We start from the raw sequence: 24,325 nt of genomic DNA, 5'->3' as shown, positions 1-24,325 counted from the left end.
CATCGTCGTCCACGCCGACGACTGGCCGGCCTACACCGCAAGCCGCGGCGCCTACTTCGACATCACCACCGAAGCACCCGGCCATGTCTCCCACTGCTACGAGGAGTTGGCGGCGCTGTTCGCCTCCGGCCGCTGGCAGGACGCCGAGTCGGCCCGGCTCCGGGACCGATTCCGCTCCCGCTTCTGCGAGTTCGACGACGGACGGGCCGCCGAACGCGTCGTACGGACCCTGATGCTCGGCGGGACCATGCCGGAGCCCGATGCCGTCCGGGTGCCCGGCCCGGCCGCCGGCCGCGACCTGCTGGCGTCGACATGAGGGCGCGTACCTGGGTGCTGCTCCTGGCCGCCGTGTTCGCGCTGCTCCAGCTCGCGTCCGTCACCGGCCGGGACACCCCCGACTCGAAGAACTACGTGGCGTACGCGCTGACGCTGGGCGGCGCGGACAAGCGGGAGGCCGCGGCGGCCGCCATCGACTGGACCTGCGCGGGCCGGGCCTCGCTCGCCCGGCGCGGCCAGAGCGTGGACGTGGTGCGCTTCCACCGGCCGGACCCCACCTCCCGGGTGGTCGCCGAGTGCCGGGCCGACGCGCTGGGGCGGGTGGAGCGGCGGCTCGCGGCCGGACAGACGGACGGGCACATCCCGCCGTTCATGAAGCCCCGGCTCAAGCGGATCTTCGAGGTGCGGCCCGGCTATCCGGTGTTCCTGCTGCCGTTCGTCACGACGCTGGGCGTGACCTGGGGCGTGTGGACGGCGAGCGTGCTCGTCGCGGTGGCGGGCGGAGTCCTCGCCTTCCTGATCCTGCGCACCCTGGCGGTGTCCGTGCCGCTCGCGCTGACCGGGCAGGCGCTGTACTACGTCCTGCCCTGCGGCACGACGGCCATGCGGCCGATGACCGAGGGCCTGATGCTGGCGCTGACCCTGGCCGCGGTGTGGGGGTGTGCGCTGGCGCTGACCGGCCGGGTCCGGGCGGGCACGGCCCTGGCCGGCGGCGCCCTGCTCGCGCTGTTCACGGTCAAGCACTCCCAGTCGCTGTTCCTCGGGCTGACCCTCGCCGTCGCGGGCACAACGGTCGTCGTGCTGCGGCGGCGGCGCGGGCGGGCACCGGGGCGCGGGGCCGTGGCGATCGCCGTGGTGGGGTGCTGTGCGGCACTGGGCACCATGCTGCTGGCGCGGCTGCTGCACTATCCGGCCGAGTCAGAGAGCATGCAGGACCTGCTCACCGATCACTTCGCCCGGCCGGACCGGGCCCGCCCGTGGCCGGAGTTCCTGCATCTTCAGGGCAACTTCTGGCTGGAGTGGGCGCGGCGGCAGGCGGGGCAGCCGCTGTTCGTGGCGGCGCTGGCGGCCGGGCTGTGGGGCGCGCTGCGGCGGCCCGCGTTCGGCTGCTTCCTGCTGGCCGCCGCGGCCACCGGGTTCCTCACCCACGCGGGCCACCCGGACATCAACATCTGGGGCGAACGGCTGATCGTGCTGGCCTGGCTGCTGCCGGTGGTCGGGGTGCCGCTGCTGCTGGAGCCGGTACTCAGGCGGACGCTGCCGCTGCCCGCGCAGGGGCCAGGACGGCGGCCGGCTCACTCGATGAGGTGAGCGGCGGCAAAGCCGCTCATCCGGGCGGGAACACTCGGCAAATGCCCCGCCTCGTTCGTGTCCCGGCCCTCCGGTGACCCTCGGCGTCCTGGTCCCGCGCCCCGTGCGCGGGGCCACCGCGCTGCGCGCCGCCCGTGTCCGGCGGCCGAGCCCCTACCAGCTCTTCGGCCTGCTGTTCTGGCTGGTGATGACGCTGGCGTACTGGCGGGTGCCGCCGTGCTGCGATGCCGGGCCGCACGCGGCGGCGGTGGCCCGGCTGCGGGCCGGCCTGCCGGACGCGGTCCCCTTCTCGCCGTACGTCCTGGCGCAGGGGGCGCTGGCGCGGCTGACGGGTCTTTCGGGCTGGGCGGTGCTGCGGGTCTGCGGCCCGCTGAACCTGCTGGTGCTGCTGACCGGCGTGGCCCGTCTCGTCCGCTTCCTCACCCCGCGGGTGTGGGCGCCGGTGCTCGCGCTGGCTCTGATGAGCGTGCTGTGGGGCACGACACGGGTGTGGGGCGACGGTTATCTCGCGCTGATGCCGATGACCGGCAACCTCGGCTTCCCGTCCACCTGCGCGATCGGCCTCGCGCTGTGGGCCTGGGCGCTGACCGGGGCCCGGGCGCGGGACGCCCGGCCGGTGCGGTTCGTCGGGCCGAGCGGGCTGCGCGGCCCGACCGGGTACGCGGCGCTCGGGGCGCTGTACGGGCTGGTCGCGCTGGTCGATCCGGTGATCGGGGTGGGCGCGGCGGTGGGTGGGGTGGCCTTCGCTGCGGGCGGGCGGCGCGGCCTGCGGGCGCCGGTGGCGCTGCGCTGGGCGGTGACGGCGGGGGCGGCGGCGCTGGTGGCCGCCGGCGGTGCGGTGCCGGCCGGGGCGCGGGCCTCGGCCGTCCTCGACGCGGTGGCGTCGGCCGGCCGCTCGCAGCCGCTGCCGGCCGGGCTCGCCGGGAGCTGCTGGCTGGCGCTGCTGCTCGGGCTGCCGGCGCTGTGGCTGCGGGCCCGGCGCGGCTCTTGGCGGGATCCGCTGGTGCTGTTGGGTGCCCTGGAGTGGTCGGCGACGGGGTGCGGGCGGCTCGGCGGGCTGCTCGGGCTCGCCCTGGTGGCGCCGCAGTGCGCGCTCGCGGTGGAGCTGGCGGCGGCGCGGCCGTGGCCGGTGTGGCGGCGGGTGCTGGGCTGGGCGGCGGCGGGCGGTGCCTGTCTCGGCCTGCTGACCGTGCAGGCCGGCGCGGTGGTGCCGCGGGCGCTGGACCCGGTGGGCTTCGCGCAGCCGCCGCGCTGGCCGTCGTACGACTGGGCGGCGCGCCATCTCGGGCCCGGTGACGTGGTCCTCGCGGACGATCCCCGGGCGGTCCGCACGCTCCCCGGGTACGGGGCCGTCCTCGCCGACGGCCGCGCCTATCTCTCCCCGGCGGCGACCCGCGCCGGGCGCGCCGCGTTCGTCCGTCGGCACCGGGTGCGCTGGCTGCTGCTGACGCGGCGGCAGCGGGTGCCCGAGGAGGCCGTGGTGGTGGCGTGGAGCCTGCGCACCGGGGAGGTGCTGGCGCGGGTCGGCCGGGGGGAGGCGGCGGCGCGGCCCGCCCGGTTCCCCCGGTTCACTCGATGACCAGCTCCACCGGGACGTTGCCACGGGTGGCGTTGGAGTAGGGGCACACCTGGTGGGCCTGCTCGACCAGCTTGCGGCCGGTGTCCGCGTCGACGGTGTCGGGCAGTTCGACCCGCAGGGTCACCTTCAGGGCGAAGCCCTCGCCCTGCTTGCCGATGCCGACCTCGGCGGTCACCGCGGCGTCACTGACGTCCACCTTGGCCTGGCGGCCGACGACGCCGAGGGCGCTGCCGAAGCAGGCCGCGTAGCCGGCGGCGAAGAGCTGTTCCGGGTTGCTGCCCTGGCCGTTGCCGCCCATCTCCACCGGCAGGGCCAGGGCGAGGTCGATCCGGCCGTCGGAGGAAACGGCGCGGCCCTCGCGGCCGTGGGTGGCGGTGGCGACGGCGGTGTAGAGCGCGTCCATGGAAAACCATCCCTCATTGAAGTCGCGTTCGTGGTCCGGCGGCTCCGGTCCGGCCGCCCTCACGACCACAAGTAGAGCACACAATTAAATTGTGCACAACTAAATAGCCCGTCGGGGGCTACCCTGGAGCCATGACCGCCACCGAGACCCCCGCCGCCGATGCGGACTGGCTCCGACTGGACCAGCAGATCTGCTTCTCTCTGCACGCCGCGTCCCGTGCCTTCAACGGCCTCTACCGGGTGCTCCTGAAGGACCTCGGGCTCACCTATCCGCAGTACCTGGTGATGCTGGTGCTGTGGGAGCGGGGCGACGTGCCCGTCAAGAAGCTGGGCGAACTGCTGCGCCTCGACTCCGGGACGCTGTCGCCCCTGGTCAAGCGGCTGGAGGCGGCCGGTCTCGTCCGGCGGGAGCGCAGCACGCGCGACGAGCGGTCGGTGGATGTGCGGCTGACCGAACAGGGCGCGGCGCTGCGCGAGCAGGCGCTCAGGGTGCCGCGCAGCATCGCCGCCGCGACCGGTTTCGAACCCGCCGAGATCAGCGAGCTGCGCGAGCGCCTGGACCGCCTCACCAGCGCGCTGGACGCCGCGGTGTCTCGCTGAGAGCTCGGCCGGATGTGCCGCGCTGGGCCGTCGGTTGTCTGCGGCGCCGTCGTGGCTGGTCGCTCCCCCAAGTTCTCGGCTTCGCTCGAACAGGGGGGACCCCCATCGCGGCGGAGCCGCATATCGACACAGCCCCGCGCCCCTTCGGGGGCGCTGTTGAAACCGCCCTTGCCCGGTCACCAGCGCTCCGGACGCTGCGGCACCGGAGGCCCGGCCGGTGCCACCGGTGTCTCGGTGGCGAGTGTGCGGCGCACATAGAGCCGCAACAGCACCCGGCCCCGCACCGACTGCTCACGCAACGCGAACTCCTGTGTGACGACGGAGAGTTTGAGCCGGTCGAGCGAGTCGCGCGGGTGGCCCGGACGCTCCACGGCGTACCGGTCGGCGACCACCCACACCCGGTCGAGTCCCGCGAGCCTGCGCCGCAGGGCCTTCGCGTCCACCTCCGTGCCGTACAGCGTGCCCGACGCGGGCGCCCCCGTCGCGAGGGCCACGTCCCGCACTCCGCGGAACCCCGCCGGATACGCCAGCGCGGTGGCCCGCGCATATCCCGGCACGAACAACACCGGGTCACCCGGCCGCAGTTCACGGGCCGCCACGCGCGAGACGGCGGCCAGGTTGTCGGGGCGGTGGTCCGCGGAGCGGTCCGCGCGCAGCAACGGGAGCTGATGGACGAGCGCCACGGCGACGGCGAGGGCACCGGCGAGGGCGAGCAGCGGTGAGCCGGCCCGCGCGCTCCCCAGCCACCGGGCCCCCGCGCGCCCCAGCCACCCGGCCACCCGGTCCGCCCCGGCCGCCACCAGCAGCGGCGCCCCGGCCAGCGCGTACAGCACATAGCGGTCGACGTACAGCGGGGAGAACCGGGAGACGAGCATCAGCGTCACCGGCGGCACCACCGCGAGCGGCAGCGCGACCGCCGCGCAGGTGATCTCGCCGCGCCGGCCGACCAGCCGGGTCAGCGCCACCGCCGCCAGCGCCAGGCACGTCCAGTACACCGCGGGCGTCGGCCCCGCGAACGCCCGCAGCAGGGCCTGCGCGCTGCCCAGACCGGGCTCCCGCAACCAGGCGACCTGCGCGGACTGCGCGTGCGAGACGACCACCAGCGGCAGCAGCGCGAGGACGACGGCCCCGGCCGCACACGCCCAGCGCCGCCACACCCCGCGCGCCACGCGTGCCAGCGCCAGCGTCACGGCGTGGGCGAGCAGCAGCAGGACCGCGAACTCGTGCAGCAGACAGGTGACGCCCAGGACGGCGCCGTACGCCCACCAGACCCGGCCGCCCCGCACCCGCCGGCCGGCGTCCCGCCCTCGCCCGTCGGCGTCCCGTCCCCGCCCGCCGGGTTCACCCGGACCGGGGGGCGCGCCGACCGCCCGTACGAGCAGCAGCGTCGCGCCCGCGGCGCCGGCCGCGACCAGCGCGTACGAGCGGCCCTCCTGGGCGTAGTGGCCGACCATCGGCGTGACGGCGTACAGCAGCCCGGCCCACAGTCCGACCCGCGGTCCGACCAGCCGGGCGCCGAGCGCGGCGACCAGCGCCGCGGCCGCCGCCGCGCCGCACACCGAGGGCAGCCGCAGCAGCACCTCGCCGGGCCGGGGCGCGATGACGGCGTGCATCACCAGGTAGTACAGCCCGTGCACGGCGTCCACGTCGTGCAGCAGCCGCCAGATCTGCGGTATCGAGCGGCGCGCCACCTGGAAGGTGACAGCCTCGTCACGCCACATGCCGCCGCGGTCCAGCCCCCACAGCCCAAGCACGAGCATGACAGCCGCGGGGACGGCCACGACCGCGGTACGACGGACACGGCTCGACGGCCGGATCAGCAGACGCCCGATGTTCACCACGGTCCGATCTTTTGCGATTAGCCAACCTTTGCCGGTCAATGACGGCGTATCGGCATGAATACACCATCCGCGCGGCTTACGCTCCCTGGTGATGAACCGCCGTCAGTTCCCCCTCGTGTCCCTCGCCGCACTCTGGCTGACCACCCGCGCGCTGATGCTGTGGCTGCTCGCGCACGACACCGCGCCGCTGCTCGGCCGGGGCGCGGTGGCCCGTGAGGTGTGGCGGCTGTACTTCCACTGGTACGGGCTCCTGTCGCACGGCGACTTCCCGGCGCACGACACGCTGTGGCAGTACCCGCCGGGCGCGGGCGCGGTGCTGCTGTCCCCGGGGCTGCTGCCTGGACTGACGTACTTCCAGGCGTTCGTGGCCCTCACGCTCGCCGCCGACGCGGTGATCGTGCTGGCACTGGCCCGCGCGGGCACACGGCCGGGCCGCAGCCTGCTCGGGGCGGGGCTGTGGACCGGCGGCCTGCCGCTGCTGCTGCACCTCCCGCTGGCCCGGTACGACGTCCAGGTCACCGCCCTCGCCGTCATCTCCCTGCTGTCGCTGTCACGCTCCACACGCGTGTGCGGGGTGTTCGCGGCGCTGGGCGCGCTGGTGAAGGTGTGGCCGGTGCTGGTGCTGCTGGGCACCCCCCGGAAGCAGCCGACGCGGTCCGCGTGGACCTGGGCCGCAGGGACCGGCGCCGTCGCCCTGGGACTGTTCGCGCTCCTGTTCACCGAGCCGCTGTCCTTCCTGCGGCAGCAGAGCGGCCGGGGCGTGCAGATCGAGTCCCTGGGCGGCACGGCGCTCAGCCTGGCCCGGCACGCCGGCTGGTCCGGCCGGGTCCGGTACCGGTACGGCGCGATGGAGTTCACCGGACCGCACGTCTCCGCGGTCGCCGGGGTCTGCCTCGCGCTCACGGCCGCCGCCTGCTGCGTCCTGCTGCTGTGGCGGGTGCGGGCCCGGCGCTGGAACGAGGCGACCGCGTTCGACGCCGCCCTGTGCGCCGTGCTGCTGTTCACCATCACCAGCCGGGTCATCAGCCCGCAGTACATGGTCTGGCTGCTCGGCCTGGCCGCCGTCTGCCTGACCTCACGGCAGACCGCCCAGCGCCCGGTCGCCGCGCTGGTGGTGGCGGCGAGCGCGGTCAGCGCCGTCGTGTATCCCACGCTGTACGGCGAGGTCATCCGCTGCACCTGGACCGGCTCCCTGCTGATGCTGCTGCGCAACGGCCTGCTGGTGACCGCCGCCGGGCTCTCCCTCGTCCGGCTGTGGCGCGCCACCCGGCCACTGCCCGCGCCCGCCGCAACCGCCGTCGGCTCCCCGACCGGCCGCGAACGTGTTCCGCACCGGGCACTGAGCACCCCCTGAGGAGAGATCACGGACATTCCCACGACTCCACGGCCCACGGGGGCGAGCGTCGTCGTCATCGGTTACAACGACGCAGCCCATGTGTCGGACGCGGTCCGGTCGGCACTCGCGCAGGGACCCGCCGTCCGGCAGGTCGTCGCCGTGGACGACTGCTCCACCGACGGCAGTCCTCAGCTGCTGGCGCGGCTGGCCGCGGACGATCCCCGGTTGACGCTGGTACGCCGGACGGTCAACAGCGGTGGCTGCGGCAGCCCCCGCAACGACGGCCTGGACGCGGTGACGTCCCCGTACGTGATGTTCCTGGACAGCGACGACGTACTGCCCGTCGGCGCGGTGGCCGCGCTGCTCGGGGCGGCGACCGGGGCGGGCGCCGAGGTGGCGGGCGGCCTGTGCGTGCGCCGCGAACTGCCGTCCGGACGCGAACGCGCCTGGCAGGAGTCCCTGTATGCGGCGCACGCCGTCGTCGCGCACCCCTGCCGGCGCCCCCGGCTGGTCCACGACACGCTGTGCGTCAACAAGCTCTACCGCACCGGTTTCCTGCGCGAGCACGGCATCCGGTTCCCCGAAGGCCGCTTCCTCTACGAGGACTTCGTGTTCACCGCGCGCGTGCTGGCCGCCGCGCCGCGCATCGCCCTGGTGCCCGACCCGGTCTACGTGTGGCACGTGCGGCGCACCGCCGACCGGCTGTCGCTCTCCCTCGACCGGGCGGACATCGGCAACTGGCGGGCGCGCACCCGTGCCTGCGCGCTGGCCCACGACATCCTGCTGGGCGCCGGGCACAAGGAGCTGGCACGGGCGGCACGGGCCAAGTTCCTCGACCACGAACTGCGCATGTACGCGCGCGACCTGGAGCTGCGCGACCCGGCCTACCGGCGCGCGTGGTGGGCGCACACCCGGGCCTATCTGGAGCAGTACGAGCCTGCCGACTGGGAGCGCGAGACGACCGCGCCCGGCCGGCTGCTCGCCCGGGTCGTCCTCGCGTCCCCGCAGCCGCGGGACCTGGGCCGCATCAAGGAGCTCGCCGCCCGTCCGGCCCGGCTGTGCCCGCCGTACGCCCGCGGCCCCGACGGCACGCCCGTGTGGTCCGACGACCTGCCCGAAGTCGGCCTCGCCCCGCTGCTGACCCGGCCCATGGGCCTCCTGCCGCTCGCCGTCGACGCGGAACTGCGGCCACGCGCGCGTACCACCCTGCTACGGCTGCGCCTGCACGAGCTGTACGGGCGGGTGGCGCGGGCGGGCCCCACGGAGGTGGCGGTGGAGTGGCGGTCCCGGGCGGACGGGCGCCCGGCCCAGCGTCGCACCGCCACGTTCACGCCCGCGCCGGACGGCGTTTGGCGGGCCGCCGTGCCCGTCGAGCCGGCCGGGCTCGGCGCGGGCACCTGGGATCTGCGGCTGCGCGTCCGCTTCGCCGACGGCATGCACCGCGACATGACGGCGCACGCGGCGACGGGCGCCGGACTGCTGCGCCGCCGCGCCCTGCCGAGCGCCCGCCACGGCATCCTGCTGATCCACCCGTACGCCACCCACTCCGGCGCCCTGTCCCTACGCATCGCACCAGGCCCCCGAGCAGCCCTTTCCACCGCCCAAGCCCACCTACACCGCACCCGATAGGGGCGCGGGGAACTGCGCGACAAACCACAACGCACCCGCAGACAAACGACGCCCCGACAGGGGCGCGGGGAACTGCGCGACAAGCCACGACGCTCCCGCAGACAAACAACGACCCGACAGGGGCGCGGGGAACTGCGCAAAACCCACAACGCCGCCGCAGACAAACGACGGCCGCCCCCAAGACGCCCCGACAGGGGCGCGGGGAACTGCGCGACAAGCCCCAACGCACCCGCAGACAAACAACGCCCCGCACCCAAAGCGCGCCCCATAGGGGCGCGGGGAACTGCGCAAAAACCACAACGCACCCGCAGACAAACAACGGCCAAGCCAGAGCAACGTCAAAGCGCCTGCAGCGCCCCCACCGTGGCACGAGTGAGCGACGCCAAATACCCCTTGGGCAGCTTCGGACTGCGAATGACCACCGACCGCCAGTACAGCGGCCCGGAGATCAGATCGAGCGCCAGCTCGCGATCGACCCCGCTCCGGATCTCCCCCCGCCGCTCCGCCGCAGAGATGATCGTGCTGGCGACCCCCTCCTGCCCGTCCCGCAGCGCCTTCTGCATGGCCTCGGCGATCTCCGGGTTGCGCGCGGCCTCGGCCTGGAGGTCTGGGATGATCTGCGAGGCCACGGGATGACGCAGGGCGCGGGACGTCACTTCGTAGAGCAGCCGCAGGTCACCCTCAAGGGAGCCCGTGTCCGGCGCCGGCAGCCCCATCACCGCGACCGCCGAGACCACATCGAGGACCAGGTGCAGCTTGGACCGCCAGCGGCGGTAGACGGCGGTCTTGCCGACGCCCGCACGGCGCGCGATGCCCTCGATGGACATCCGGGCGTACCCGACGGACGCGAGTTCTTCGAAGACGGCGGCGCGGATGGCCTCGGTCACGTCCTCGCGCAGGACGGCGGCGCCGGCGGGCGTCCGTCGGCGGGGCCGCGCGCCGGGCTCGTCGGCATTCGTCGTCATGGCGTCCAGCATAGGGCGTTACGACGAAACGGTTGCGTTCCGACGTCAACACGTCCTACGCTCACGTTGCGACGATACGGTGCCGTCCCGACGTAAGAGAACGTGAAGAGAACTGCAAGGAAACACGGAGGGCCGGACCGCCGCCCGGACGCACCACCCCCACTCCCCCGAGCGAAAGCAGCGGATGTGAGCCAGGTCCTCCACACACCGCCCCCGACGACGGCCCCGGCCGACGACGACCCCGTGGCGCTCGCCGCCCGGTACGGGCTCTCGGTCAGCGGCGCCCGCCCCACCCTGCCCGAGTACATCCGCCAGCTGTGGGCACGGCGCCACTTCATCGCCGCCTTCTCCACCGCCAAGCTCACCGCGCAGTACAGCCAGGCGAAGCTCGGCCAGCTCTGGCAGGTCATGACCCCGCTGCTGAACGCGGCGGTCTACTACTTCATCTTCGGTGTGCTGCTCGGCACCAAGCACGGTGTCCCGGACTACATCCCGTTCCTGGTCACGGGCGTGTTCATCTGGACCTTCACCCAGAGTTCGATCATGTCGGGCACCCGGGCGATCTCCGGCAACCTCGGCCTCGTGCGGGCCCTGCACTTCCCGCGGGCCGCGCTGCCGATCTCCTTCTGCCTCCAGCAGCTCCAGCAGCTGCTGTTCTCGATGGCCGCGCTGGTCGTCATCCTGCTGTGCTTCGGCGTGCCGGTGGCCGCGTCCTGGGTGCTGGCGGTGCCCGCGCTGGTCCTGCAGTTCACCTTCAACGCCGGCATGGCGATGATCATGGCCAGGATGGGCGCGAAGACCCCGGACATCGCCCAGCTGATGCCGTTCGTGCTGCGGACCTGGATGTACATCTCCGGCGTCATGTGGAGCATCGACAAGCTGGCCGCCAAGAACGACCTGCCGCGGGCGGTGACCACCCTGCTGGAGGCCAACCCGGCCGCCGTCTACATCGACCTGATGCGGTTCGCGCTGATCGACAGCTTCCACGCGAGCCAGCTGCCCCCGCACGTGTGGGCGGTGGCGGCCGGCTGGTCGCTGCTCGTCGGCGTCGGCGGCTTCATCTACTTCTGGAAGGCTGAGGAGACCTACGGCCGTGGCTGAGAACGAGAACTCCGGCATCCCCACCGTCGTCGCCGACCGCGTCGACATCGTCTACCGGGTCAACGGCACCGGTGCGGGCCGCGGCACCGCGACCGCCGCGCTCAACCGCATCCTGCGCCGCAAGCAGACCGAGAAGGCGGCCGGGGTGCGCAAGGTGCACGCGGTCAAGAGCGTGTCGTTCGTCGCGTACAAGGGCGAGGCCATCGGCCTGATCGGCACCAACGGCTCCGGCAAGTCGACGCTGCTGAAGGCCGTCGCGGGCCTGCTCCCGGTGGAGAACGGCCACATCTACACCGACGGCCAGCCCTCGCTGCTCGGTGTCAACGCGGCCCTGATGAACGACCTGACGGGCGAGCGCAACATCTTCCTCGGCGGCCTCGCCATGGGCATGTCGCGCGAGCAGATCAAGGAGCGCTACCAGGAGATCGTCGACTTCTCCGGCATCAACGAGAAGGGCGACTTCATCACCCTCCCGATGCGCACCTACTCCTCCGGCATGGCGGCCCGGCTGCGCTTCTCCATCGCCGCCGCCAAGGACCACGACGTCCTGCTGATCGACGAGGCGCTGGCCACCGGCGACCGGTCCTTCCAGAGGCGCTCCGAGGCCCGCATCCGCGAGCTGCGCCGGCACGCGGGCACGGTGTTCCTGGTCAGCCACAACAACAAGTCGATCCGCGACACCTGCGAGCGGGTCCTGTGGCTGGAGCGCGGCGAGCTGCGGATGGACGGGCCGACGGAGGAGGTCATGAAGGAGTACGAGGCGTTCACCGGCGACAAGGCCCCCAAGAAGCCGGCCAAGGCCGCGCCGAAGCCGCAGAAGAAGGCACCGGTGCCGGCGCAGGACACGAAGATCGCCCTGCCCTCCTGACCCACGGCCGGCACACCCGCCGGCCCACAGCCGGCACACCCCGCCGGCCCACAGCCGGCACACCCCGCCGGCCCACGGCCGGCGCAACTCGGGCCGCCCCCTTCTTCCGATCGGTGACACTATGACCTGAAAGGTGCGGCCTGGAGACGACGAGGCGAAGGAGTCCACCCGATGCCCGAGCTGAGCGTCATCGTCCACGGCCCCGACACCCGGGGCCACCTGGCCGAACTGCTCGACTCCCTGGCCGCGCGCCCCCTGCCGGACGCCGAGGTGATCGTGGCCGCGGTCGGCGACTGGGCCCGTCAGACGGCCGAGGGGCACACCCCGGAGACGGTGGTGGTCCCCCTGCCGGACGGCACCGGCGACGCGGCGGCCCGGGCGGTGGGGGCCGCGCGGGCGACCGGCCGCTGGCTGCACTTCGTGCGCGCCGAGGACGGCCTGCCCGCGGGCGCCGTGCGCACGGTCGCCGAACGCGCCGCGGAACTCCCGGACACCGTGGACGTGCTGCTCCTCGACCACGTCCGCAGCACCTGGCACACCGCCGGCACCCGCCCGGCGGACGGCCGGCTGCTGGCCCGGGCCGGCCGCGCCGAGCTGGCCCTGGACGACGCCGCCGACCTGCTGCGGCTCAGCCCGCTGCTCGGCACCCGTGTGCTGCGCGCCGACTTCTGGCGGGCCCACGAGGAACGGCTCACCGCGGGCGACGAGGCGTACACCGCGTACGCCGCCCTGCTGGCCGCGCGCCGTGTCGCCTGCCTGAACCAGGTCGGGTACGAGCACCGCGTGCCGCGCCCCGAGAGCCTGCCGCCCGTCACCGCCGAGCAGCGCTACGCCCTCGTGGACCGCTACGAGACGCTGCTCACGCTCGCCCAGGACCGCCCCGCCACCACCCGCGCGGTCCTCTACGACGTCATGGTCCGCGACCTGCTGCGCACCTTCGCCCGCGAGGACATGCCCGAGCCGGTGGCCCGCGAGTTCTTCCGCCGGGCCTCCCTTGCGGCCGTCCGCCGCCGCCCGCCGGGCCACCGCCGCCCGGGCGGCCTCGAAGGCGTACGCCGCGGCCTCCTCGAAGAGGGCGCGTACACCAAGTACCGCGCCTTCCAGGCCGCCAACCGCACCCGCCGGGCGGCCAGGACCGCGGTGCGGACCCACCGGCGCCGGCTGGGCGCGAAACTCCGCGACCAGCAGTACCGCCGGGCCCTCGGCCGCCGGGTGGACCCCGATCTCGCGGTCTTCTCCGCCTACTGGACCCGCGGAGTCGCCTGCAACCCGGCCGCCATCGCCGCCGAACTGGCCCGGCACGCCCCGTGGATCCACCCGGTGTGGGTGGTGACGAAGGACAACGCCCCGCTGCTGCCGCCCGGCACCGACCACGTGGTCCCCGGCACCCGCCGCTACTGGGAGGTGCTGGCCACGGCCAAGTACCTGACCAGCAACGTCAACTTCCCCAACGCGGTGGTCAAACGCCCGGACGCGATCCACCTCCAGACCCACCACGGCACCCCGCTCAAGCGGATGGGCCTGGACCAGATGCGGCACCCGACCGCCGCCCAGGGCATGGACTTCGCCGCCCTGCTCGCGCGCGTCGACAAGTGGGACTACAGCGTCTCGGCCAACAGCCACTCCACCCGGATGTGGGAGCGCGCCTACCCGTCCCGCTACACCTCCCTGGACTACGGCTATCCGCGCAACGACGTCTACTACCGCGCCGGCGCCGCCGAGGTCCGCGCGGTCCGCGACCGCCTGGGCATCGCCCCGGGCCGGACCGCCGTCCTGTACGCCCCCACGCACCGCGACTACGAGGCCGGCTGGACCCCCCGCCTCGACCTCGCCGCCCTCGCCGACCGGCTCGGCGACGACACGGTGCTGCTGGTGCGCGCCCACTACTTCTACGACACGGCCGCCGCCCTGACCGGCCTGCGCCGCACCGGCCGGATCATCGACGTCTCCTCCTACGACCCCGTCGAGGAGCTGTGCCTCGCCGCCGACGCCCTGGTCACGGACTACTCGTCGATCATGTTCGACTATGCCAACCTGGACCGCCCGATCGTGATCTACGCCGACGACTGGGAGACCTACGCGACCACCCGCGGGGTCTACTTCGACCTGATGGCCGAGGCACCGGGCCAGGTGACCCGCACCCAGGAGGACCTGGCGGAGGTGTTCGCCTCGGGCGCGTGGCGGGACGAGGCCGCGGCGAAGGCACGGGCCGCGTTCCGGCGCCGCTTCTGCGAATACGACGACGGGCACGCCGCCGAACGGGTCGTCCGCCGGGTGTTCCTCGGCGAGAGCGAGCACGTGCTGCCGCCGGTGGTCCCGCTCGCGGACCGCACCCCCGCACCGAGCCCCGAGGAGGCAACGGCATGACCCCCGACGTCACGGTGACGGTGATCGTCTACAACGACGCGGCACGACTGCCGAGAGCGGTGGCCTCGCTGCGCCGGCAGACCCACGCGAACATCGAGATCATCATCAGCGACGACCACTCCACCGACGAGACCCCGTTCGTGGCACGCGCGCTCGCCGCGCAGGACGACCGCGTCCGCTATCTGCGGCTGCCCCGCAACAGCGGCGGATGCAGCGCCCCGCGCAACCGGGCCCTGGAGACCGCCCGGGCGCCCTATCTGATGTTCCTCGACAGCGACGACGAACTCCCGGACGACGCGGTCGAGTTGCTGCTGGCCGCGCACCGCGAACAGGAGATCGACTTCGCGATGGGCGCGGTGCGCCGGATACGGGTCGACGGGGGCCGCCGCTCGACGTGGATGCCGCACCTGGTGGCCGAACGCCGCACCCTGGAGGGCATCGAGGACGACCCGCGCCTGTTCTTCGAGCACCTGTCGACGAGCAAGATGTACGCCCGGGCCTTCCTGGACCGGCACGACCTGCGCTTCCCCGAGGGCATCCACTACGAGGACCAGCTGTTCTCGGCCCAGGCGTACTGCCTGGCGAAGGCGTTCACGATCATTCCGGAACCGGTGTACCTCTGGTACATAGCGCCGTACGCGGCGGCCGACGCGGCGTCCATCTCCAACCAGCGGCACAAGCTGGACAACGTCCGCGACCGCATCCATGTGCAGCGCCTCATCGACGCCTTCCTCACGGACAGCGGCCACGCGGCCCTGCGGGAGGACAAGGACTACAAGTTCCTCAAACACGACTTCCGGATGTACGCCGGTGATCTGCCCCACCGGGACGATGACTGGCTGCGGGCCTTCGCCAAGATCACCGTCCCGTACGTCTCGACGCTCGCGCCCGGCGCGTTCGCCCGTCTGCCCCGCCCGGAACGGGTCGTCCTCCAACTGGTCCGCGAGGGCCGGCTGTCCGAGGCCCGGCTCGCCGCACGCGGCCTGGGACACCCGGTCGCGCCGCGGCGGGTGACGGCGGACCCCGAGGGCGGCGGCACCTACTGGGGCGACCGGATACCGACGGCCGACTGGTCCCGGCGCGAACTGGACGTGAGCGACCTGGAGTTGGACTCCCGTCCGTTCCCGAGCGCCCAGTTCCGGCACGAGATAACGGAGTTGACGCCCGAACCCGGTGCCGGTCTGAGCCTGCGGATCCGCACCTACGACCCCGGGCTGCGGCTTCCCGTCGGCCCGCAGCGGGCGGCCCTGCTGCTGGCCCCCGGCCGGCGCCGCCTCACGGCACCCTTCCGGCTCACCCCGGTACGCCCGGGCGTCTTCGAGGGCCAGGTCCGGCTCGACCTGGCGACGGCCCCCGTCCCGCTGCGCGGATTCGCCGGCGTACGCCACCCGTTGCTGCGCATCGAGCACCAGGGGCTGGCCCACACGTCCCTCCTGCTGGCCCCGCTGACCTTCCCCGCCCTGACCACCCGCGTCGGCTACCACTCCGGCGCCGCCCCGCACGACCTCACCATCGAACCGGAGGGCCGCAACCCCGGCCGGCTGCAGATCCGCTGGCGCCCCGCGGGCGTGACGGACCGCCTGACCCGACCGCTGGTACGACGGCTGAACCGCCCGCCACTGCGCCGCGCGGCCCGCCTGCTGGCCGGCGCCCTGCACTGACCCGCACGCACCCTGCGGCTTCTCAGCGCACGGCGTACAGTGCCTGGCCGGCCGGACCCTCGGCCACTCTGCGCAGCCCGGGGTCCCGTACACCGCCGGACGCCCGGTCCACCACCCAGCGCACCCCGTACTCCCGCACGATCTGCTCGCGCGCCCCGTCCGTCGTCCCGGCGGCGAAATAGCGGCGCACGGCCTCGTCCCGCCGGCCGGCGTCGGCCAGGAACACATCCGGGTATCCGGGCGCCACCGTGTACGCCCCGTACGCCGGGATCTGCCGCGCCGGGAAGGTGCGCGCCATGACGACGTCCCCGTACCTCACCCAGGGGGTGATCCACCGGTAACCGGTCCAGGGCGCCCGGTACTTCGCCGCGACCACCCCGGGCAGCGCCGCCCGCCCCACCACATATCCCACGGTGCCCACCTGGGCCCAGGCCCCCACGAGCAGCGCGGCACCGAGCCCGCACGCCCACGCCGTCCGCACGGCCCGCCGCCCGGCCGAGACCACTTCGAGGGCCGCCGCGAGCTGCGCCGGGATCAGCGCCGCCGGCAGCGCCCGGCCCCACGAGTAGTGACCGCTCACCCCGCCCGCCGCGAACACCACCGCCCCCAGCACGAAGAAGATCACCAGGGGGTCCCACCGGTCCCGCCGCGCACGCAGCCCCAACGCCACAAGACCGAGCGGCACAAGACCGAACCGGCCCGGCAGATGCCGGTACAGCGGCCGGTGCACCGCCTCCAGATCGGCGCCGGCCGAGAACAGCGCGAAGAAGTCGTAGTACGGCCACGCCCACAGCACCGCCACCCCCAGCAGCAGCCCCGCGCCCAGCCGCGCCGGCGCCCGCCGGCCCGGCGGCGCGGCGACGACCGCGGCGAGCGCCCCGAGCGACGCCACGACCCCGGAGAACTGGTGGACCAGCAGGATCAGCGCCCACAGCGCCCCGAGCCCCAGCCATGTCCCCCACCCGGCGTCCGCGCGCAGCGCCCGCGTCAGCCACGCCCAGAAGTGGAAGGACAGCCCGAGCGCGAACACGCTCGGGTAGGACACCGTCAGCGCGAGGGAGTTCAGCCCGAGGAAGCCGCTCCAGTTCAGCGGCAGCGGCCCCCACAGGAACAGCAGGCACAGCACCGCGAGGGCGGGCGCCGCCGGATGGCCGCTCAGCGTGCGCACATACCGCCACACCCCCGTGACCAGCAGGGCAAGGCCGGCGAGCGCGCCGACGCGCAGCACGACGAACACCGACAGCCCACTGGCCTTGGCGACGACGCCCAGCACCAGCGTCCACGGCGAGTAGTAGGGGCTCGGCGTGTCCGCGTCGACCAGCGGGTTGCCGGGGTGCAGCAGACTGTGTCTGAGCCGTTCCACGGTCGCCGCGTGCATGCCGAGATCGCCCGCCCAGGGCAGGCGGACGATCACGAGGAGCAGCAGGGCGAGGACGAGCGCGGCGGCGGCCCCCGGCAGGGCCCGGCCGACCGTCACCGTACCGGCGTCAGGCCGCGCGGCGCGCATCCTGGAACACCCAGGTGCGGTAGACGAGGAAGCGGAAAGCGGAGGCGAGGACGATCGACAGCGCCTTGACCGCGTTGGATTCGATCGGACCGTGCAGTCCGAGGCCGTGATATCCGAGCCAGAACAGGCCGCTTTCCATGACCACGCCGAGCCCGCTGAAAACGAAGAACAGTGCGATTTGCCGGCGGGTGCGCCGCGCCCGGTCCCGATAGGCGAAATAGCGGAAGCCGATGTAATTCGTGGCCATGGCGACACAGCTGGCCAGCACCGTCGCGGTCATCGCCGGCCAACGCAGGCCGTGCAGCAGCAGGTTGAAGACCAGGAAATTGACCAGGACACCGCTGCCGCCGACGATCCCGAATTTCACGACTTCCAGCACGACGCGCGCGACCGGCCGGGCGGGGGCGGCGGGCAGAGCCGTGGCCGGATGGGCTGTGGTGAGATTCGCTGTCACACCGCAGACCATATCCGACACATCCCGATTAGCAGGAAACGGTAAATTCACCGCAGGTTTTTGACCAGGTGTCGGCAAGAAAACGGGGCGCCCCGGGCCGAATGCGACCCGGGGCGCCCCGTGCGCCGTACGGCGGTGCCCGCCGCGCGGCCTACGAGTGCGTGCGCAGCAGCGTCCGCATCGTCCGCATCGCCACCGACAGGTTGGCGAGGTCGAAGGAGTCCGAGCCGCGGATCTCCTCCAGGGTGGTGCGGGCCCGGCTCAGGATCGCCGAGTTCTTCTGCTCCCATGCCTTGAACCGCTGCTCGGGCGTCGAGGTGCCGTTGCCGACGGCCAGGACGTCCGCGGTGAGCGCCGCGTGCGCCGCGTACAGGTCCTCGCGGATGGAGGCGCGGGCCATGGACTGCCAGCGGTCCGCACGGGGCAGTTCGATGATCCGGTCCATCAGCTGGGTGATGGCCAGCCGGTCGGCGAGGTCGTAGTACACCTCGGCGACGTCCAGCGGCTTGCGGCCCATGCGGTCGGCCACGGAGACGATGTCGAGCGTCGGGAACGCGGAGGAGAACCCGGCCACCCGGGTCGCCAGTTCGTCAGGGACGCCGGCGCCGGTCAGCTCGTCGTAGATGTGCTGGTACCACTCCAGGTCCGCGCCGCGCAGCAGCTTCGGCAGCTGCTGCCAGACCTGCTCGACCCGCTCCGCGAAGAAGGCGACGGTCTCGGCGAGTTCCAGCGGCTGCGGCCGGTTGTTCAGCAGCCAGCGCGTGCCGCGCTCGACGAGACGGCGCGAGTGCAGCCGGATCCGGGTCTGCACGGCCGCGTCGACCTGGTTGTCCAGGTCCTCCACCGCGTCCCACACGGGCGCCGAACGGAAGATCGTGCGGGCCGCGGTCTGCGCCCGGACGATCTCCTCCAGCGAGGCGCCGGTCTCCTCGCGCAGCCGGTGCAGATAGGTCGTACCGCCCGTGTTGACCGTGTCGTTGACCAGCACGGTCGTGGTGATCTCACGGCGCAGCGGGTGGCTGCCGATCCGCTCCGGGAACCGCTCGCGCAGCGCCTTCGGGAAGTAGGTGTCCAGCAGTCCGCGCAGATACGGGTCGTCCGGCAGCGAGGTGTGCAGCAGCTCCTCGGCGACCGTGATCTTCGTGTAGGCCAGCAGGACGGCCGTCTCCGGGCCGGTCAGGCCGTGCCCCTGGCCCAGCCGCTCACGGATCTGCCGGTCGGTCGGCAGGAACTCCAGCGCCCGGTCGAGATGGCCCGCGCGCACCAGATGGCGGATGAACCGCTGCTGGGCGTGGAGCATGTCCTTGGACTGGGCCAGCGCGTTGGCGATCGCCGTGTTCTGCGCGTAGTTGTTGCGCAGCACCAGGGCGCCGACCTCGTCGGTCATCTCGGCGAGCAGCTTGTTGCGCTGCTTGACCGTCATGTCGCCGTCCGTGACCAGGCCGTTGAGCAGGATCTTGATGTTCACCTCGTGGTCCGAGGTGTCCACGCCCGCGCTGTTGTCGATCGCGTCGGTGTTGATCTTCCCACCGTGCGCGGCGAACTCGATGCGGCCCAGCTGGGTCAGGCCCAGGTTGCCGCCCTCGCCGACGACCTTGACCCGCAGGTCCCCGCCGTCCACGCGGATGGCGTCGTTGGCCTTGTCACCGACATCGCCGTTGGACTCGCCGCTCGACTTGACGTACGTACCGATGCCGCCGTTCCACAGCAGGTCGACCGGCGCCTTCAGGACCGCCTTCATCAGGTCGGCCGGGGTCAGCTTGGTGACGCCGGGCTCGATGCCCAGGGCCTCGCGGATGTGCGCGTTCACCGGGATCGCCTTCGCGGTACGCGGGAAGATCCCGCCGCCCGCCGACAGCAGCTCGGTGTTGTAGTCGGCCCAGCTGGAGCGGGGCAGCTCGAACAGCCGGCGGCGCTCGGCGTAGGAGACGGCCGCGTCCGGCTCCGGGTCGATGAAGATGTGCCGGTGGTCGAAGGCGGCGACCAGCCGGATGTGCTCGCTCAGCAGCATGCCGTTGCCGAACACGTCACCGGACATGTCGCCGATGCCGACGACCGTGAAGTCCTCCGCCTGCGTGTTCACGCCCAGCTCGCGGAAGTGCCGTTTCACCGACTCCCAGGCGCCCCGGGCGGTGATGCCCATGCCCTTGTGGTCGTAACCCGCGCTGCCGCCGGAGGCGAAGGCGTCACCGAGCCAGAAGTGGTAGGACTGGGCGACCTCGTTGGCGATGTCGGAGAACGTCGCCGTGCCCTTGTCGGCCGCGACCACCAGATAGGTGTCGTCCTCGTCGTGCCGGACGACGTCCTCCGGGGGCACAACCTCGCCCGCGACCATGTTGTCGGTGATGTCGAGCAGCGCCGAGATGAACGTCTTGTAGCTGGCGATGCCCTCGGCCAGCCAGGCGTCCCGGTCCACGCTCGGGTCCGGCAGCTGCTTGGCGACGAAGCCGCCCTTGGCGCCCACCGGCACGATGACGGTGTTCTTCACCATCTGCGCCTTGACCAGTCCGAGGATCTCGGTACGGAAGTCCTCACGCCGGTCGGACCAGCGCAGACCACCGCGCGCGACCTTGCCGAAGCGCAGGTGCACGCCCTCGACCCGCGGCGAGTACACCCAGATCTCGTACGCCGGGCGCGGCGCCGGCAGGTCCGGGATGGCCTGCGGGTCGAACTTCATGGACACGTAGTCGTGCGGCCGGCCACGGCCCGCGTCCTGGAAGAAGTTGGTGCGCAGCGTCGCCTTGATGACGGTGAGGAACGAGCGCAGGATGCGGTCCTCGTCGAGGCTCGCCACCTGGTCAAGGGCGGCCTCGACCTCTTCCAGCAGGGCATCGACCAGTTCGTGCCCGGCGCGCTGGCGCTCCGGCGCCATCCGCGCCTCGAAGAGCGAGACGAGCAGCCGCGTGGTGTGGACGTTCGTGCGGAGGGTGTCCTCCATGTAGTCCTGGCTGAAGGTGGAGCCGGCCTGCCGCAGGTACTTGGCGTACGCGCGCAGCACCGTCGCCTGCCGCCAGGTCAGCCCGGCGCCGAGGATGAGGGCGTTGAAGCCGTCGTTCTCCGCCTTGCCCGTCCAGGTCGCGGCGAACGCGTCCTGGAAGCGCTCGCGGCCGTCGTCACCCAGGTAGTCGCCGTTGACACCGCCCAGGGACTTGGGGATGCGCAGGCCGAAGTCGTAGATCCAGGAGGCGGTGCGGTCCGCGCAGCGCAGCTCGTAGGGCCGCTCGTCGATGACGTCGACGCCGAGCCGGTTGAGCACCGGCAGCACCGCGGACAGCGAGATCGCGGCGCCCTTGCGGTAGATCTTGAACCGGCGCTCGTCGGGTGCCGCCCCGACCGGCTCGTAGAGGCTGAGCGAGAAGTCGTTGCCCGCCTCGTCGCTCAGCCGCTCCAGGTGGACCAGGTCGGCGACCGCCGCGCGCGGAGTGTGGTCGGCCTTGTAGCCCTCGGGGAAGGCGTTGTTGTAGCGGCGCAGCAGCTCGGCGGCGCGCTCCTCGCCGCACTCGGCGTTCAGCGCCTCGGCGAACCCGTCGGCCCAGGAGCGGGCGGCCTCGACCAGCCGGGCCTCGATCCGTTCCCGGTCCGCGTACGACAGCTCGGGCAGCTCGGTGCCCGGCGGGACCCGGACGACGAAGTGCAGCCTGGAGAGAATCGATTCGGTGTTCCAGGCGGTGAAGTCGACGCTGGTGCCGCCCAGCTCCTCCTTGAGGATGTCGATGATCCGCAGCCGGACGCCGGTGGTGTAGCGGTCGCGAGGCAGGTAGACCAGCGCGGAGTAGTAGCGCCCGTACTCGTCCTGGCGGAGGTACAGGCGCAGCCGCCGGCGCTCCTGGAGATACAGCACGGAGGTGGCGATCGAGCGCAGCTCCTCGACGGGCGTCTGGAACAGCTCGTCGCGCGGGTAGGTCTCCAGGATCTGCAGCAGATCGCGTCCGTCGTGGCTGTTGGGCGAGAACCCGGCGCCCCTCAGCACCTCGTCCACCTTGCGCCGGATGACGGGCACGCGGCGCACGGACTCGGTGTAGGCGGCCGAGGAGAACAGGCCGAGGAAGCGGCGCTCGCCCACCACGTTGCCGGCCTTGTCGAACTTCTTGACGCCGACGTAGTCCAGGTACGACGGCCGGTGCACCGTGGCCCGGCTGTTGGCCTTGGTCAGCACCAGCAGCTTGTGCTCGCGGGCCTTGGCCCGGGCGTCGGCCGGAAGCCGCTCGAAGGACGGGCTGACCGGATGGCCCTCCTCGGCGGAGTGGTGCGGGTCGGAGCGCAGAATGCCGAGGCCGGTGCCGGGCACGGCGGCCAGGGAGTCGTCTCCGTGCAGCTGATACTCGCGGTACCCGAGGAAGGTGAAGTGATCGGCGGCCAGCCAGCGCAGCAGCTCGCGGGCCTCGGGCGCCTCGGGCCCGGGCAGATCCGCGGGCACCGGCTCCTCGGTCAGGCCCTCGGCGATGCGCAGCGCCGCTTCCCGCATCTTCTCCCAGTCCTCGACGGCCTCGCGGACGTCGGACAGGACGCGCAGCAGATCGGCGGTGATCTGCTTCAGATCGGCACGGTCGGTCTCACGGTCGATCTCGACGTGGATCCAGGACTCGATGTGCGCGTCGTGCGGGAGGTCGCCGGTGGGCGGTGCGGCCAGCACCTCGATGAGCTTGCCCGTGAGGTCCCGCCGGACGACGAACTGCGGGTGGATGACGACATGGATGCCGCGTCCCTGACGGGTCAGCTCATTGGTGACGGAGTCGACGAGGAAGGGCATGTCGTCGGTGACGACCTCCACGACGGTGTGGCTGCAGGTCCACCCGTTCTCCTCGACGGTGGGGGTGTGGACCCGGACGTTGGCCGTGCCCTGCGGGCGGTTCTCGGCGAGTCGGTGGTGGGAGACCGCGGCTCCGAAGACATCGACCGGGTCGCGGTCGCCGAGGTCCTCCGGGGCGGTGTGCAGGTAGTAGCGCTGGAGGAACGCGAGCACGGACTCGTGGTCCAAGGTGCCCTCGTCCGTCGTCCCAGTCGGTAGGTGCCCCCCGACCGGGCTGTTCTCAGCTACCCGGGCGGCCCGTTCGAGCAGCTCGGCCTTGGCTTCGTCCAGCTTGGTCTGCATTGTCCTCTGGCTCCTGTCGCGCGCCGTTGCGTGACGTAGAAGGAAGTACGGTCTCTTCCCCTTCGGCGTAACGCCACGGCCCGGGGTGTCCGGTTGTCTCCGACGCTATGCCGCAAGGTGAGAAGAAGGGGGGGTATTCGGCCAATATCCACGCACCCGACCAGTGTGACGCTGCTCTCTGTCGCGTCGTGACCCGGGATGTGCGTGGGGCCTCGGGGGCCCTTGCGCCCCGCTCCCGCCCGTGAGGATCAGCGACCGCCGCCCGGTCACGGATGTCGTCCGTGCTCTTCGGGCGCAGGGCAGGGGCGACAACTGTGCCCCCGCGAGCTATCGCGCTGATCACGCCACAAGGCTATCGCTCCTCACCCCGGGCTCGTCATGAGCCGTATGTGTACAAAACCAAGCACCAAACTTTGACGTTCTGCACAGCCCCAAACCCGCCACGACCAACGTATCCACGACGCTCCGCAGGCACCGCAACCGGACCCGACGGCCTCGGCCCACCGCCACCGTCGACCCCGACGAACGCAACCCCGCGCCGCCACCGATACGGCCGGACCCGACGCACTCGGCCCGGAGCAGCCGTCAGTACAGCCGCCCGGACCACGGTCGAGCCCGATAGACGGGACCCGGCACCGCCACCGGCACAGCCGGACAGACCCCAGCCAAGCCCGGCGAACTGGACTCCGCGCCACCGCCGATACGGCCGGACCCGACGCACTCGGCCCGGCGCCGCCGTCAGTACAGCCGCCCGAACCGCGGTCGAGCCCGACGGACGGAACCCGGCACCGCCACCGGCACAGCCGGACAGACCCCAGCCAAGCCCGGCGAACTGGACTCCGCGCCACCGCCGATACGGCCGGACCCGATGAGGCGGGACTTGACGGGCCGCGGCCGGACTCGGTGGGCTCGGCGCCGGCGCCGGGTGCTCAACCGGCCGTGCCCCGCCGGCCGGTGTGGCCGCGGGAGACCGCATCCGGCTGGGGCCGAGTTCCGGCCACGGTGGCGGGACGAAGTCCCCGCGCCCCGTCCGAGCCCGCAAACCCGAGCACCGCGTTCCCTGCGACCCACCCCCTGCCCGCCTCAGCCCTCGCCCTTCCCAGGTCTGCTGCCCCGCACCGCCCGCGCCCCGCCGCACGGCCCCCGCGCCGCCACGGTCCGCCACGCCCCACCGCTCTGGCCCTCCCACGACACAGCCGCGCCGAGCACCCCGCACCGCCGCGGTCCGCCACGCCGCCACCGCGACCCGCCGCCCCCGACCCGCCACGCCCGGGTCCCCAGACCCACCGCGACCCCCGCCGCACCGGTCCCGCCACGCCCCGCCCCGAGCCCCCGC

Annotated in this window: 16 protein-coding genes; 10 read left to right on the top strand and 6 right to left on the bottom strand. The window is 72.9% G+C overall.

What is annotated here, in order from left to right; all coding sequences use genetic code 11:
• The 3 genes from ACIRFL_RS37675 to ACIRFL_RS37665 form a co-directional block, all read left to right on the top strand.
• Positions 1-316: CDP-glycerol glycerophosphotransferase family protein (locus ACIRFL_RS37675; protein WP_404038268.1), on the top strand; the 316-nt coding region annotated here is incomplete at its 5' end.
• Positions 313-1,587 carry a hypothetical protein gene (locus ACIRFL_RS37670; RefSeq protein WP_404038265.1) on the top strand — a complete coding sequence of 425 codons (1,275 nt, stop codon included), beginning with the start codon at positions 313-315 and terminating at the stop codon, positions 1,585-1,587. The genes ACIRFL_RS37675 and ACIRFL_RS37670, both read left to right, overlap by 4 nt.
• 73 nt (positions 1,588-1,660) lie before the next feature.
• A complete protein-coding gene (locus ACIRFL_RS37665; RefSeq protein WP_404038262.1) occupies positions 1,661-3,166 on the top strand; it encodes a hypothetical protein in 1,506 nt (501 codons plus the stop codon).
• Here the strand turns inward: ACIRFL_RS37665 and ACIRFL_RS37660 are convergent.
• Positions 3,156-3,569 carry an organic hydroperoxide resistance protein gene (locus tag ACIRFL_RS37660; protein WP_404038260.1) on the bottom strand — a complete coding sequence of 138 codons (414 nt, stop codon included), beginning with the start codon at positions 3,567-3,569 and terminating at the stop codon, positions 3,156-3,158. The two genes, ACIRFL_RS37665 and ACIRFL_RS37660, sit on opposite strands and share 11 nt — an antisense overlap.
• A 131-nt stretch (positions 3,570-3,700) precedes the next feature.
• Between ACIRFL_RS37660 and ACIRFL_RS37655 the strand changes: the two genes are divergently transcribed.
• Positions 3,701-4,168, top strand: coding sequence for a MarR family winged helix-turn-helix transcriptional regulator (locus tag ACIRFL_RS37655; RefSeq protein ID WP_404038257.1), 468 nt, complete (start codon positions 3,701-3,703; stop codon positions 4,166-4,168).
• 176 nt (positions 4,169-4,344) lie between these two features.
• Here the strand turns inward: ACIRFL_RS37655 and ACIRFL_RS37650 are convergent, their stop codons facing one another.
• Entirely contained in the window at positions 4,345-5,928 is a 1,584-nt protein-coding gene (locus ACIRFL_RS37650) for a hypothetical protein (RefSeq protein WP_404038276.1), read from the bottom strand.
• Positions 5,929-6,100: 172 nt separating this feature from the next.
• Between ACIRFL_RS37650 and ACIRFL_RS37645 the strand changes: the two genes are divergently transcribed.
• Complete coding sequence (locus ACIRFL_RS37645) at positions 6,101-7,363, top strand: glycosyltransferase 87 family protein (RefSeq protein WP_404038254.1); 1,263 nt, start codon at positions 6,101-6,103, stop codon at positions 7,361-7,363.
• A gap of 15 nt (positions 7,364-7,378) precedes the next feature.
• The gene (locus ACIRFL_RS37640; RefSeq protein ID WP_404038273.1) at positions 7,379-8,974 is read left to right on the top strand and encodes a glycosyltransferase; all 1,596 of its coding nucleotides are present in this window, start codon (positions 7,379-7,381) and stop codon (positions 8,972-8,974) included.
• A 338-nt stretch (positions 8,975-9,312) separates the two neighbouring features.
• Here the strand turns inward: ACIRFL_RS37640 and ACIRFL_RS37635 are convergent, their stop codons facing one another.
• A complete protein-coding gene (locus ACIRFL_RS37635; RefSeq protein ID WP_404038251.1) occupies positions 9,313-9,939 on the bottom strand; it encodes a TetR/AcrR family transcriptional regulator in 627 nt (208 codons plus the stop codon).
• Between the two features lie 186 nt (positions 9,940-10,125).
• Here ACIRFL_RS37635 and ACIRFL_RS37630 point away from each other — a divergent pair, with 186 nt between their 5' ends.
• From ACIRFL_RS37630 to ACIRFL_RS37615, 4 genes are all read left to right on the top strand, one after another.
• Positions 10,126-11,040, top strand: a complete 915-nt coding sequence (locus ACIRFL_RS37630; RefSeq protein WP_404038248.1) for an ABC transporter permease — start codon at positions 10,126-10,128, stop codon at positions 11,038-11,040.
• Positions 11,033-11,908 (top strand): ABC transporter ATP-binding protein, encoded by an 876-nt coding sequence (locus ACIRFL_RS37625; protein ID WP_404038245.1) that lies wholly within the window; start codon positions 11,033-11,035, stop codon positions 11,906-11,908. The genes ACIRFL_RS37630 and ACIRFL_RS37625 overlap by 8 nt, the downstream gene beginning before the upstream one ends.
• Before the next feature lie 171 nt (positions 11,909-12,079).
• Complete coding sequence (locus ACIRFL_RS37620) at positions 12,080-14,275, top strand: CDP-glycerol glycerophosphotransferase family protein (RefSeq protein WP_404038242.1); 2,196 nt, start codon at positions 12,080-12,082, stop codon at positions 14,273-14,275.
• Positions 14,272-15,936: a glycosyltransferase family 2 protein gene (locus ACIRFL_RS37615; protein WP_404038240.1), complete on the top strand. Its 1,665-nt coding sequence runs from the start codon at positions 14,272-14,274 to the stop codon at positions 15,934-15,936. Before ACIRFL_RS37620 ends, ACIRFL_RS37615 begins: the two co-directional genes overlap by 4 nt.
• Positions 15,937-15,958: 22 nt before the next feature.
• Here ACIRFL_RS37615 and ACIRFL_RS37610 read toward each other — a convergent pair whose 3' ends face one another.
• The 3 genes from ACIRFL_RS37610 to ACIRFL_RS37600 all read right to left on the bottom strand — a co-directional run bounded on the left by ACIRFL_RS37610 (position 15,959) and on the right by ACIRFL_RS37600 (position 22,989).
• A complete protein-coding gene (locus ACIRFL_RS37610; RefSeq protein WP_404038237.1) occupies positions 15,959-17,443 on the bottom strand; it encodes a hypothetical protein in 1,485 nt (494 codons plus the stop codon).
• Positions 17,424-17,897, bottom strand: a complete 474-nt coding sequence (locus ACIRFL_RS37605; RefSeq protein ID WP_404038234.1) for a GtrA family protein — start codon at positions 17,895-17,897, stop codon at positions 17,424-17,426. Before ACIRFL_RS37605 ends, ACIRFL_RS37610 begins: the two co-directional genes overlap by 20 nt.
• A 151-nt stretch (positions 17,898-18,048) precedes the next feature.
• Positions 18,049-22,989: an NAD-glutamate dehydrogenase gene (locus ACIRFL_RS37600; protein WP_404038231.1), complete on the bottom strand. Its 4,941-nt coding sequence runs from the start codon at positions 22,987-22,989 to the stop codon at positions 18,049-18,051.
• Positions 22,990-24,325: the final 1,336 nt, after the last annotated feature.

Origin of the sequence: Streptomyces sp. NPDC102462 (genome assembly GCF_044765425.1) — a bacterium.
Taxonomy (GTDB): Bacteria; Actinomycetota; Actinomycetes; order Streptomycetales; family Streptomycetaceae; genus Streptomyces.
Note: the sequence above shows the minus strand (reverse complement) of the source record. Positions and strands in the feature narration are given on the sequence as shown.